Annotated in this window: 11 protein-coding genes; 9 read left to right on the forward strand and 2 right to left on the reverse strand. The window is 70.3% G+C overall.

The features are described 5' to 3' along the window. Nucleotides 1-943: 943 nt before the first annotated feature. The 4 genes from AB0M36_RS27315 to AB0M36_RS27330 all read left to right on the forward strand — a co-directional run bounded on the left by AB0M36_RS27315 (nt 944) and on the right by AB0M36_RS27330 (nt 6,336). Nucleotides 944-1,705, forward strand: a complete 762-nt coding sequence (locus AB0M36_RS27315) for a type III pantothenate kinase (RefSeq protein ID WP_364162653.1) — start codon at nt 944-946, stop codon at nt 1,703-1,705. A 673-nt stretch (nt 1,706-2,378) separates the two neighbouring features. Next, nucleotides 2,379-2,732: an Lsr2 family protein gene (locus AB0M36_RS27320; protein WP_364162656.1), complete on the forward strand. Its 354-nt coding sequence runs from the start codon at nt 2,379-2,381 to the stop codon at nt 2,730-2,732. Nucleotides 2,733-3,155: 423 nt separating this feature from the next. Then, nucleotides 3,156-5,678, forward strand: a complete 2,523-nt coding sequence (locus tag AB0M36_RS27325) for an ATP-dependent Clp protease ATP-binding subunit (protein WP_364162658.1) — start codon at nt 3,156-3,158, stop codon at nt 5,676-5,678. A gap of 106 nt (nt 5,679-5,784) precedes the next feature. Further along, on the forward strand, nt 5,785-6,336 hold the full coding sequence (locus AB0M36_RS27330; protein WP_364162660.1) for a DUF4291 domain-containing protein: 552 nt from the start codon (nt 5,785-5,787) through the stop codon (nt 6,334-6,336). Here the strand turns inward: AB0M36_RS27330 and AB0M36_RS27335 are convergent. Next, nucleotides 6,318-7,220: an A/G-specific adenine glycosylase gene (locus tag AB0M36_RS27335; RefSeq protein WP_364162663.1), complete on the reverse strand. Its 903-nt coding sequence runs from the start codon at nt 7,218-7,220 to the stop codon at nt 6,318-6,320. The genes AB0M36_RS27330 and AB0M36_RS27335 overlap by 19 nt on opposite strands. A 25-nt stretch (nt 7,221-7,245) precedes the next feature. Here AB0M36_RS27335 and AB0M36_RS27340 point away from each other — a divergent pair, with 25 nt between their 5' ends. The 5 genes from AB0M36_RS27340 to AB0M36_RS27360 all read left to right on the forward strand — a co-directional run bounded on the left by AB0M36_RS27340 (nt 7,246) and on the right by AB0M36_RS27360 (nt 10,739). Beyond that, nucleotides 7,246-7,749 carry an ACT domain-containing protein gene (locus AB0M36_RS27340; protein ID WP_364162666.1) on the forward strand — a complete coding sequence of 168 codons (504 nt, stop codon included), beginning with the start codon at nt 7,246-7,248 and terminating at the stop codon, nt 7,747-7,749. Continuing rightward, on the forward strand, nt 7,746-8,297 hold the full coding sequence (locus tag AB0M36_RS27345; RefSeq protein ID WP_364162669.1) for a peptide deformylase: 552 nt from the start codon (nt 7,746-7,748) through the stop codon (nt 8,295-8,297). Before AB0M36_RS27340 ends, AB0M36_RS27345 begins: the two co-directional genes overlap by 4 nt. A gap of 82 nt (nt 8,298-8,379) precedes the next feature. Further along, nucleotides 8,380-9,114, forward strand: a complete 735-nt coding sequence (locus tag AB0M36_RS27350) for an adhesin (RefSeq protein WP_364162672.1) — start codon at nt 8,380-8,382, stop codon at nt 9,112-9,114. 93 nt (nt 9,115-9,207) lie between these two features. Then, nucleotides 9,208-10,020, forward strand: a complete 813-nt coding sequence (locus AB0M36_RS27355) for a phosphotransferase (protein WP_364162675.1) — start codon at nt 9,208-9,210, stop codon at nt 10,018-10,020. A gap of 11 nt (nt 10,021-10,031) precedes the next feature. Next, on the forward strand, nt 10,032-10,739 hold the full coding sequence (locus AB0M36_RS27360; protein WP_364162678.1) for an MOSC domain-containing protein: 708 nt from the start codon (nt 10,032-10,034) through the stop codon (nt 10,737-10,739). Here the strand turns inward: AB0M36_RS27360 and disA are convergent. Further along, entirely contained in the window at nt 10,716-11,819 is a 1,104-nt protein-coding gene (disA, locus tag AB0M36_RS27365) for a DNA integrity scanning diadenylate cyclase DisA (protein ID WP_364162681.1), read from the reverse strand. The genes AB0M36_RS27360 and disA overlap by 24 nt on opposite strands. Nucleotides 11,820-11,838 lie beyond the last annotated feature (19 nt).

Consider the following 11,838-nt stretch of genomic DNA (forward strand, 5'->3'; position numbering starts at 1 on the left):
AGGGCCGCGACGGGCACGCTGGGAGTGCGAGGGCCGCGACGGGCACGCTGGGAGTGCGAGGGCCGCGACGGGCACGCTGGGAGTGCGAGGGCCGCGACGGGCACGCTGGGAGTGCGAGGGCCGCGACCGGCGCGCTGGGCGTGACGGCAGCTAAGCGCGACGGACGCGCGGGAGGCCTGCGACGGGCGAGCTGGGCATGCGCGGGCCGCGGCGGGCGCGTTGGGCGTGACGGCGCTAGGCGCTGGGTGCGCGCGGGCCGCGACGGGCGCGCTGGGGGTGACGGGCAGCCGGGCACGGCTCGCGGGCTGGGCGTGACGGGCAGCCTGGACGTGCGATGGGCGCGCTAGAGCCCGCGACGGGCGCGCTGGGGCCTCGGCGGTGAGCGGGCGGGGCAAAGGGGCGGAGTGTCCGACAGGCGGCGCCTACGGGGCGGAGAAGCCTGACGGGTGGCGGCGGGCGACGTGGCTGATGGTCGGACTGCGGCTTGGTGGGCGGGCGCGGCGTCCGGGTGGCTCATTCCTGCGGGGCGTGGGCCTTGGCGTTGAGCGTGGCTCGCGGCGGGCCGTGATTTGGCGGGAGGGGCCGCGCTCCGCGCGAGGCACTGCCGGCGTGCGTGCGGCTGCGGGCCGAGCGGTTTCGGGGCCGGGGGTGGGCCTTGAGGGAGGCGAGGTGGGCGGCTGCGCGAATTTCCTGGCGGGGTGGCACGAAGCGGCGGCCCGGCAGGGCGAGGTGGGCGGCTGCGCGAATTTCCTGGCGGGGTGGCACGAAGCGGCGGCCCGGCAGGGCGAGGTGGGCGGCTGCGCGAATTTCCTGGCCGGGTGGCACGAAGCAGGGGCCCGGCAGCGGGGTCGCGGGCCCCGGTCTTGGGTCTGGTGTGCGGGTGGGGGACGGTGTTGCGGTTGCGGACGCCAACGTCCGTACCCGGGAAGTTAAGGTTTTGATCGTGCTTCTCTGCATCGACATCGGCAACACCAACACGGTTCTCGCCACCTTCGACGGCGACAAGCTCGTGCACAGCTGGCGGATCAAGACCGATGCCCGGTCGACCGCCGACGAGCTTGGGCTGATGTTTCGTGGGCTGTTGGCCGGCGATGCCGTGGAGATCACCGGGGTGGCGGCCTGTTCGACCGTGCCCGCCGCGTTGCGGTCGTTGCGGACGATGCTGGGGCGGTATTACGGCGAGCTGCCGAATGTGATCGTGGAGCCGGGCGTGAAGACCGGCGTGCAGCTCGCGATCGACAATCCCAAGGAGGTCGGCGCGGACCGGGTGGTCAACACCCTGGCCGCGCATGCGCTGTACGGCGGGCCGTCGATTGTCGTGGACTTCGGCACCACCACCAACTTCGATGTGATCAGCGCCAAGGGTGAGTTCCTCGGTGGGGCCTTCGCGCCTGGGATCGAGATCTCGTTCGACGCGCTGGCCGCGCGGGCGGCGCAGTTGCGCAAGGTGGAGCCGACCAAGCCGCGGTCGGTCATTGGGAAGAACACGGTCGAATGCCTGCAGTCCGGGCTTTACTACGGCGTGGCCGGGCAGGTGGACCGCATCGTGGAGCTGATGACGGCCGAGCTGGGCGGCATCCGGTCGGTCATTGCCACGGGCGGGCTGGCGTGGCTGGTGAAGGACGAGTGTCGGACCATCACCGCGTTCGAGCCCATGATCACTCTGATCGGGCTGCGCATGGTCTATGAGCGCAATGTTGGCTGATCGGGTGTTCCGACCGCGATCGCGCTGATCGTCCGGATCGCTCGGCCGGTTACTCGGTGAGACGGGTCGCTGTCGCATTAATTGCAGTCGCCGACAGATGCTCCGGCGGTGGTTTGTGACGCACAGCGACGCGTTGTTCACGGATCTCTATCTTTTCGGCGTTCGGCGACCGCTCGGTTGATCATCGTTGCAATTCCTCTACCTGCGGCATGGCGGACGGGCTTCGTCGGGGGGTCGGGAGGCCGTGACGATTTCGCCGGCTGGGAACGCGCATCGTGAACGGGAGCGGGTGCGGTGCGGCGGCCGTCTACTTTCGCGGTCCTGCGGGTACCCTCTGTGACTTCCGCGCCCGGCACATATGAGGCTTTGCTGCGCACCGCCCGCCTCCTGCCCGCCAGGCGTCGGCGGCGGCCGCGCTCCGCGTAAGCCAAACATCCGGACGATTTCCGTGGGTCCTCAGTGGGAATCGGCCGCCAGTGCCTGCCGCGGAATGGGGAATCGACCTCGCTGGAGATGGCGCGCGCAGAGCGGAGCATTCACGAAACACTGGCGTTCGATGGGGCGTGCGGTGAAGTCGATATCGAGGCCCGCATTGACGGAACACGCGGGCTTAGCGTTATTGTTCTCCGCAGGGCATTGTCTCCAGAACCTGTGTTCGGAAGGATAACGGCGCGTGGCCAAGCAGATCATTCACAAGCTGGTCGACGATCTCGACGGTGGTGATGCCGACGAGACCGTGAAGTTCGCCCTCGACGGCATTCAGTATGAGATCGACCTGTCCGACAAGAACGCGACGAAATTGCGGGACGTCTTCGCGCAGTACGTCGCCGCTGGATCGAAGGTCGCCCGCGGCGGGGTGGTCGTGGGGGGCCGGGCTGCCCGGGGCCGGGGCGGCGCGACCGCCGACCGGGAGCAGAACAAGGCCATCCGGGAGTGGGCCAAGAAGAACGGCAAGGACATCTCCGACCGGGGTCGCATCCCGCAGGAGATCGTGGACGAGTTCCACGCCAAGGGTCCGGGCCGCTAAGGCTCACTGCTCCGGGCTGGACTGTGCCGGGTGCGGCCTCCGGGCCTCGGCCGCTCGCCCGGATACGGCTTCCACAGGGTTCGTAGCGCTTCGGCGCTGCGGACCCTGCTGCTTTTCACTCCTACCGCGCCTGGCGTGCGTAAGTTATCCACAGGGGTGTACGGCGTTGTCCACAGGCTGTGGACGGGGCCGTCGCTGCCGATGATCGCGCATTGGATTTCGCTGTGCGCGTACTCCGCAGGGGTAGGGAACAGCCGTTGAGCGTGCGAAGTTGGGGAAATCATCGGCGCAGGACGTCCCTAGAGGGCTCGAGGGCCCAGCAGAGTCACCCGGCGGCGATAGAGTTACAGCACGGGTATCACCGATGCCCGTGCGCTGGCCCCGCCAGTTCATTGGCGCACGGCACGTGAGGAGCACGAGGGCATGTTCGAGCGGTTCACCGACCGAGCGCGACGGGTTGTCGTCCTGGCCCAAGAAGAGGCCCGGATGCTCAACCACAACTACATCGGGACAGAGCACATCTTGCTCGGCCTGATCCACGAGGGCGAAGGCGTCGCCGCGAAGGCTCTGGAGAGCCTCGGCATCTCCCTCGAAGGTGTCCGGCAGCAGGTTGAAGAGATCATCGGCCAGGGCCAGCAGGCGCCGAGCGGGCACATTCCGTTCACGCCGCGGGCCAAGAAGGTGCTGGAGCTCTCGCTGCGCGAGGCCCTGCAGCTCGGCCACAACTACATCGGCACGGAGCACATCCTGCTCGGGCTGATCCGTGAGGGCGAGGGCGTCGCCGCCCAGGTGCTGGTCAAGCTCGGCGCCGACCTCAACCGGGTCCGCCAGCAGGTGATCCAGCTGCTCTCGGGCTACCAGGGCAAGGAGCCGGCCGCGGCCGGCGCGGCGGCGGGCGAGGCCGCGCCGTCGACGTCGCTGGTGCTCGACCAGTTCGGTCGCAACCTGACCCAGGCCGCCCGCGAGGGCAAGCTCGACCCGGTCATCGGCCGGGAGAAGGAAATCGAGCGCGTCATGCAGGTGCTCTCGCGCCGCACCAAGAACAACCCGGTGCTGATCGGTGAGCCGGGCGTCGGCAAGACCGCGGTCGTCGAGGGGCTGTCGCAGTCCATCGTCAAGGGCGAGGTGCCCGAGACGCTGAAGGACAAGCAGCTCTACACGCTCGACCTCGGTGCGCTGGTCGCCGGCTCCCGCTACCGCGGTGACTTCGAGGAGCGCCTCAAAAAGGTGCTCAAGGAGATCCGCACCCGGGGCGACATCATCCTGTTCATCGACGAGATCCACACCCTGGTCGGCGCCGGCGCCGCCGAGGGTGCGATCGACGCGGCGTCCATCCTGAAGCCCATGCTCGCGCGTGGTGAGCTCCAGACGATCGGCGCGACGACCCTCGACGAGTACCGCAAGCACCTCGAGAAGGACGCCGCGCTCGAGCGCCGCTTCCAGCCGATCCAGGTGGGCGAGCCGTCGCTGGCGCACACCATCGAGATCCTCAAGGGCCTGCGCGACCGTTACGAGGCGCACCACCGGATCAGCATCACCGACGCCGCGCTGGTGGCGGCGGCGACGCTGGCCGACCGCTACATCTCCGACCGGTTCCTGCCGGACAAGGCGATCGACCTCATCGACGAGGCCGGTGCGCGGATGCGCATCCGCCGGATGACCGCGCCGCCGGACCTGCGCGACTTCGACGAGCGCATCGCCCAGGTCCGCCGCGACAAGGAGTCCGCGATCGACGCGCAGGACTTCGAGCGGGCCGCGCAGCTGCGCGACAAGGAGAAGCAGCTGCTGGGCCAGAAGGCACAGCGGGAGAAGGAGTGGAAGGCCGGCGACCTCGACGTCGTGTCCGAGGTCGACGACGAGCAGATCGCCGAGGTGCTGGGCAACTGGACCGGCATCCCGGTCTACAAGCTCACCGAGGAGGAGACCTCCCGGCTGCTGCGCATGGAGGACGAGCTCCACAAGCGCGTCATCGGCCAGGAGGACGCGGTCCGGGCGGTCTCGAAGGCGATCCGGCGCACCCGCGCCGGCCTGAAGGACCCGAAGCGCCCGTCGGGCTCGTTCATCTTCGCCGGCCCGTCCGGTGTCGGTAAGACCGAGCTCTCCAAGGCCCTCGCCGAGTTCCTCTTCGGCTCCGAGGACGCGCTGATCCAGCTCGACATGTCCGAGTTCCACGACCGCTACACGGTGTCCCGGCTCGTCGGTGCGCCTCCCGGATACGTCGGCTACGACGAGGGCGGCCAGCTGACCGAGAAGGTCCGCCGCAAGCCGTTCTCGGTGGTCCTCTTCGACGAGATCGAGAAGGCCCACCCGGACGTCTTCAACACGCTGCTGCAGATCCTCGAGGACGGCCGCCTCACCGACGGTCAGGGCCGCATCGTGGACTTCAAGAACACGGTGATCATCCTGACCACCAACCTGGGCACGCGCGACGTGGCCAAGGCGGTGTCGCTGGGCTTCCAGGCCTCCGAGGCCGAGGAGTCCAACTACGAGCGGATGAAGGTCAAGGTCAACGACGAGCTGAAGCAGCACTTCCGCCCGGAGTTCCTCAACCGCATCGACGACACGATCGTCTTCCACCAGCTGCGGCAGAACGAGATCCTCGAGATCGTCGACATCTTCACCGCTCGGATCGAGAGCCAGCTGAAGAACAAGGACATGGGCCTCGAGCTGACCGACACCGCAAAGAAGTACCTGGCGAAGAAGGGCTTCGACCCGGTCCTGGGCGCCCGGCCGCTGCGCCGGACGATCCAGCGGGAGCTGGAGGACACCCTCAGCGAGCAGATTCTCTTCAACGAACTGCGGCCCGGCCAGATCGTCGTGGTGGACTGCGAGGGTGACCCGGAGAACACCGACAAGGCGAAGTTGACCTACAAGGGAGCCGACCGCGGATCCGTGGTCCCGGACGCCGTGCCGGCCGACCTCGGCGCGGCTGCGGCCGACGAGTAATCGAGCACGACAGAACGGCCCGGCGCGGAACGCGCCGGGCCGTTCTGTCGTCTTCCGTGGGAATAACTCGGTCGCGGCACTCGGCGCCACCCTCGATCATCGGCTCATGGAAGTTCCCCGGCGGCAGATCCGAGCCGTGTACGACGAGCACACCATCACCGTTTACCAGGCGTACCCGGAGGAGATCGCCGGTCCAGCCGTGCACGCCGGACGGTTCGTGGACCCGTTCAAGCGCGAGCGGATGACCTGGATCAAGCCGTCCTTCCTGTGGATGATGTACCGCTGCGGCTGGGCCACCAAGCCCGGCCAGGAGCGCGTCCTCGCCGTCCAAATCACCCGTGCGGGATTCGACTGGGCTCTCACCCAGGCCTGCCCGAGTCACCACGACCCGTCCAGCGGCGAGAGCCCGGAGGAGTGGTCGCGGCGGCTGCGGCGCAGCGACATCCGGGTGCAATGGGACCCCGAACGCTCACTTCACCTGGAAGTGCTGCCCTACCGGTCGTTGCAGCTCGGCATCGGCGGGGACGCGGTCGGGCGCTATGTCGACGACTGGACCGTATCGATCACAGACGTGACCGCGCTGGTCAGGGAGATCGCGGCGAACCGCGACCCGGCGCTCCTGCCCGAGGAACGCCCATATCACCCGATGGTCGGATAGCGGGGCGGGTGGTCGCCGGCGAGCACGAAGCGGTCCGCGTCGGAGTCCAGCGGCTCCACCAGGCCATCCGTGACCAGGCCGGCGAGGGCGCGGGCACGCTGCACGTCGTCCGCCCAGACGACGTCGAGCCGTTGCCGCGGCACCGGCCCGGTGGCATGGCGCAGCACCTCGAGGATCAGGCCGCGGACCTGGCGGTCGGTGCCCGCGTACCGCTGGGGTCGACGCGTCGGCCCGGCCGGCGCCGGGGCGCCGCTGAGCCGCCACGCGCAGACCCGCTCGAACGGGCACTCGGTGCACCGCGGCGACCGCGCGGTGCAGACGATGGCGCCGAGCTCCATGAACGCGATGCTGGCCCGGGCGGCGCGGGCCGGGTCCTCGGGCAGCAGCTCGGCCATGGCGGTCAGGTCGGCGGCCGTGGTCGCGGGGCCGGCGTCCGGATCACCGGCGACCGCCCGGGAGACGACGCGGCGGACGTTCGTGTCCACGACGGGGTGACGCTGGCCGTACGCGAAGGTGGCCACCGCCCGGGCCGTGTACGTCCCGACGCCCGGCAGCGCGAGCAACTGGTCGAGGTCGTCCGGCACCTGCCCGTCGTGGCGCTCGACGAGCGCGACCGCGCACGCGTGCAGCCGCATGGCCCGGCGCGGATATCCCAGTCGACCCCACATCCGGATCGCCTCGGACGGCGGGTCCTGGGCCAGGTCCGCGGGCGTCGGCCAGCGGGTCATCCAGGCGTGCCAGGCGGGTTCCACCCGCACGACCGGGGTCTGTTGCAGCATCACCTCGCTGACCAGCACCGCCCAGGCGCTGGTTCCGGGGACCCGCCAGGGCAGGTCGCGGGCATTGCGGTCGTACCACTGGATGGCGGAGTCGGCGAGCGTCATAACCGGACAAGCTTAAGATGCCGGGATGAACGAGCTCGCCATCACCGTCATAGGCCAGGACCGCACCGGCATCATCGCCGACGTTTCCGAGGCCCTCGCCGGCGTCGGGGCCAACCTCTCCGACTCCACGATGACCCGGCTGCGCGGACACTTCGCCATGACGCTGATCTGCACCGGGCCGTCCGCCGGAGACGTGGAGAAGGCGCTGGAGCCGCTCAGCGGCCTGCTGGCGACGGTGCGGACGGTCGAGCCGGAGGCGGAGGCGGACGCCGGCGGGGAGCCGTACCTGGTGAGCGTGCACGGCGCGGACCGGCTCGGCATCGTCGCCGCGGTCACCCGGGTGGTGGCGGCGGCGGGCGGCAACATCACCGACCTGACGACCCGGCTCACCGGGCCGCTGTACGTGCTGATCGCCGAGGTGGACCTGCCGCCGGGCATCGGCGACGACCTTGCCGTACGCCTCGCCACCGTGGCCGACGAACTGGGCGTCGACGTGACCCTGCGCCGCGCCGAAACGGACGTCCTGTGAGTGACGCGCTGGCCGACTGGAAGCCCGACGTGCTCGGCGTCGACGGCCGGGTGCTGCCGGTCGTCACCGCCCCCGCCGAGGTGCTGAGCCGCCCCGGAGCCGAAGTGGACCCCACCGACCCCCAGGTCGTTCAGCTGGCCGCGGACCTGGTCGCCACCATGCGGGTGTCGCCCGGCTGCGTGGGTCTCGCCGCGCCGCAGGTCGGGGTGGGTGCCCAGGTCTTCGTCGTGGACGTCACCCAGCATCCCAAGACCGCGACGTCGCACGGCACCTTCGTGCTGTGCAACGCCCGCGTGGTGGAGGCCAGCCGCTGGCGGCCGGCCCGCGAGGGATGCATGTCCGTGCCGGACCTGACCGGCGACGTGAAACGCGCCGGCCGCGTCGTGGTCGAGGGAGTTCTTCCGGGTACGGGCGAAGCGGTCCGCCTGACCACCGACGCCTTCGAGGCCCGGGCCCTGCAACACGAGATCGACCACTGCGCCGGAAAACTTTTCCTCGATCGGGTGGCCGGGGCGCACGCCGTCTACCAGCGCAAGGTGTATCTCTAACGATCAGTAAACGAGCCGGTGTCGCATAACCGGCGCGTCGCGGCCACCTCGGCGGCGCGACGGCGATACGGTGCTTCCCATCATGCGTACGACGGTTGGTCCCCTTCCCGCCGCCGTGTACTGGCGGCGTCGAGCCGTGGTGCTAGGTGCACTGGTGCTCGGCGTCATCGTGCTGTTCGTGTCCTGCTCGGGCGGCGACGATGGCAAGCGCGCCACCGGCTCGCAAACCCCCGCGTCGACGCCGGCCTCCGCGAAACCCGAGACCGAGCCGTCCTTCGAGGATGTGCCTCCGGGCGCGGGCACGCCGGCGCGGCCGAGTCCCGAGGAGCTGCGCTCCGGTGCCCCGGCCGGCGAGCCCGACACGGGCACGGAAGACGGCGAGCAGGCGGGAACGGACACCAATGTCACCGTGCCTGCCGACGGCTCCTGCACGGACGCGGAGGTCTCGGTGACCCCGATCCCGGCGGGCCCCAGCGCCCGGCGCGGCGTCCCGATCGAGATCCGCTTGAAGATCAAGAACGTGTCGGCGCGTACGTGCTCGCGCGACGTCGGCGCGGATCTTCAGGAGCTGTACATCGAGTCCGGCGCGCAGAAGCTCTGGTCGTCGGATACGTGCAGCAACGCCAAGGGCTCGGATGTCCGCGAGTTCCCGCCGAACGGCGAACGCGAATACAACGTGACGTGGAACGGCCGCCAGTCGAACAAGTGCTCGGCCGGTCTGGCCGCGGGCACGGCCCCACCCGCGGGGCAGTACCAGGTGCGCGGTCGCCTCGGCGCCAAGGTCAGCGCGCCGGTGGTCCTGACCCTCACAGCGTGACCAGCTAACCCGGCGCCCATGATCGAGGTCTGTCCGCCGTCCGCGGCCGTTCTCTGGGCCGCTGAGAACGCCGGTCCCGAGGCGTCAGCGCGTGTGGTTGAGCGTCTTGCCGGCGGCACGCACGCGGTCACCCACCTGCTGGAGACCGAGCAGCCGGCCAGCCAGCTGGTGCTGCGGCGATATCCGCCCGGCGACACCGCAGCCGGCCGGGAAGCGGAGATCCTGAAGGCACTCGACGGCCTGGAGGGTTGGGCGCCGCGACTCGTGGATTCCGACGCCCTCGGAAAGCGGTTCGGTGAGCCCGCGGTTCTGATCACCCGTCTTGCCGGTCACGCCGACATCACCTCGGTGCCGCCGCACGACGCGGCGGAGCAGTTGGGACGGGCCCTGGCGCGCGTTCACGCCGTGCCGCTGGATCGGTTCGGCGGGCTTCGCGACGGCATGCTGGCGGCATCGTCACCCGACCCGGGCCGTGCCCCGGGAGCGGCGGTCCTGGCGTCCGGCCTTGAGCGTCTCCGTGCCGAGGAGTCGGTGCTGACGCACTTCGACTACTGGTCCGGCAACGTGCTGTGGCAGCGGGAGACGATCACCGGCATCGTCGACTGGTCCGGGGCGTCACGGGCACCGCGTGGCCTCGACGTGAGCTGGTGCCGGCTGGACCTCGTTCTTCTGCACGGCCCGACGGCGGCCGAGATCTTCCTGGCCGCCTACCAGCGAGCGGCGCGACAGGTCGTGGCGAACCTGGCCTTGTGGGACCTGTTCGCGCTGACGAACTCCCACCACACCGTCGAGGGCTGGTTGCCCAACTACCAGAGCCTCGGCCGCACCGATCTCACCGCTACCGACCTGCGTGCGCGTCACACGGCGTGGACCAGCGAACTTCTCGAACACCGGCGGGAACGGTAGGGGGCACGCTTGTGAAGATCGTCGAGGTGCGCCGATTCCCGGTGAAGTCCCTGCTGGGCGAGGTGGTGGCGGACGTCCAGGTTGATCGCCGTGGCATCGTGGGCGACCGGTTGTGGGCGGTGCGCGACCCGGACGGCAAGCTCGGCAGCGGCAAGAACACCCGCCGGTTCCGACGGATGCCGGGACTGTTCCGGCTGCGGGCCCACGGGGGAGAGCCGGCCCCCGTCGTCGAGCTGCCCGACGGCCGTCGCTTCGCCGCCGACGACCAGGCCTGCCACCGAGCCGTCAGCGAGGTGCTCGGTCGACCGGTGACGCTCGTCCCGGAGACGACGACCGCGCATCACGACGAGGGCCCGGTCAGCCTGATTACCACGGCCGCGCTCCGTGCCTTGACCGGGATGTGCGGCGGCGAGCCGGGCGGCGGCGACGTCGACCCGCTGCGGTTCCGTGCCAACTTCCTGGTCGACGTGCCCGGGAGCGGCTTCTCCGAAGACGGCTGGTCCGGGCGGCGGTTGAGGCTCGGCCCCGACGTCGTGCTCCGGGTGGTCCGGCCGCTCACCCGCTGCGTGATGATCGACATGGCGCAGGATCGCGCCGCCGGCCGCAACGACCTGCTCAAGGTGCTGGCCGAGCGGCACGAGATGACCTTCGGTGTGTTCGCCACCGTCGAGCGGCCCGGCCGGGTCGCCGTCGGCTCAGACGTAGCGTTCGAGGATTGACGCCTCGGCGAGGCGGGACAGGCCCTCGCGAACCCCGCGCGCCCGGGCGTCGCCCACGCCCTCGACCGCCTGGAGATCCTCGACCGTGGCGCCCAGCAGGCGCTGCAGGCTGCCGAAGTGGTCGACCAGCCGCTCGACGATCTGGGCGGGCAGCCGGGGAACCTTGGCCAGCAGCCGGAAGCCGCGGGGGCTGACCGCCGCGTCCAGCGCGTCGGAGGCGCCGGCGTAGCCGATCGCTTTAGCGACCGCGACCAGGTCGATCATCTCGGTCGCGGTGAGCAGGTCGAGCTCGACCAGGGCCTCGTCGAGGGTGCGTGCCTTGCGGCCGGTGGGCAGGTAGTCGCGGATGACCAGGGTGCGGTCGGAGTCGACGCCGGCCATCAGCTCGTCGAGTTGCAGCGCGAGCAGCCGGCCGTCGGTGCCGAGCTCCACCACATATCCGGAGATCTCGTCGGCGATGCGGCGCACCATCTCGAGACGCTGCACGACCGCCACGGCGTCACGGACGGTCACGAGATCCTCGATCTCGAGCGCCGACAGGGTGCCCGACACCTCGTCGAGCCGCAGCTTGTATCGCTCGAGCGTGGCGAGGGCCTGATTGGCGCGGGAGAGGATGGCGGCCGAGTCGTCCAGGACGTGGCGCTGGCCGTTGACGTAGAGACCGATGATCCGCATCGACTGACTGACGGAGATCACCGGGTAGCCGGACTGCTTGGCGACCCGTTCCGCGGTGCGGTGGCGGGTGCCCGACTCCTCCGACGGGATGCCGGGGTCGGGCATGAGGTGCACGGCCGCGCGGACGATGCGGGTGCCGTCGCTGGAGAGCACCACGGCGCCATCCATCTTGCACAGCTCACGCAGGCGGGTAGCCGAGAACTCGACGTCGAGCGGGAAGCCGCCGGTGCAGATGCGATCGACGACCTCGTCGTGGCCCAGCACGATGAGCGCGCCGGTCCGACCGCGCAGAATGCGCTCGAGACCATCGCGCAGCGCGGTGCCGGGGGCCATCAGGGCGAGGTTGGCACGGAGCGGATCGCCGCTGAGCCCACCGCCGGTCAGGCCGGGCGCGGTAGGGGTCATCGGACGGGCTGCCGATCCG

Source organism: Actinoplanes sp. NPDC051346, from assembly GCF_040682215.1.
Taxonomy (GTDB): Bacteria; Actinomycetota; Actinomycetes; order Mycobacteriales; family Micromonosporaceae; genus Actinoplanes.